Origin of the sequence: Shewanella sp. AC91-MNA-CIBAN-0169 (assembly GCF_040310165.1) — a bacterium.
Classification (GTDB): Bacteria; Pseudomonadota; Gammaproteobacteria; order Enterobacterales; family Shewanellaceae; genus Shewanella.
The window spans coordinates 1-257 of sequence record NZ_JBEOPM010000152.1 but is presented as its reverse complement, the minus strand read 5'-3'; the positions used below and the strand labels follow the sequence as shown (position 1 = coordinate 257).

1 protein-coding gene is annotated in these 257 nt (G+C 47.9%); it reads right to left on the bottom strand.

The features are described from left to right. Positions 1 to 257 (bottom strand): triose-phosphate isomerase (locus tag AAEY98_RS22495; protein WP_351019835.1); only part of this gene is annotated, 257 nt, incomplete at both ends.

Genomic DNA, 257 nt, shown 5'->3' with positions numbered 1-257 from the left:
GAACAATCCCCCGTATACGCACCAGTGTTTGCACTATGCGCACTAATATCTTGCGCTGCACACAGCACTGAGGTATCTTTTAAGCGGACGCTGACAGCAGCCAAGTGAATACAACTGGGTGCCACCATTAACCTGCAGCTATTTTTGACCACTTGCTCTTCGGTATCAACGGCAGTTAATAAGTCATCTAGTAGCGCATTGACGTCGTGGCTCGTTGCTGGATTTTGCTTCCAATTGCCAATTACCCAAGCTTGCAT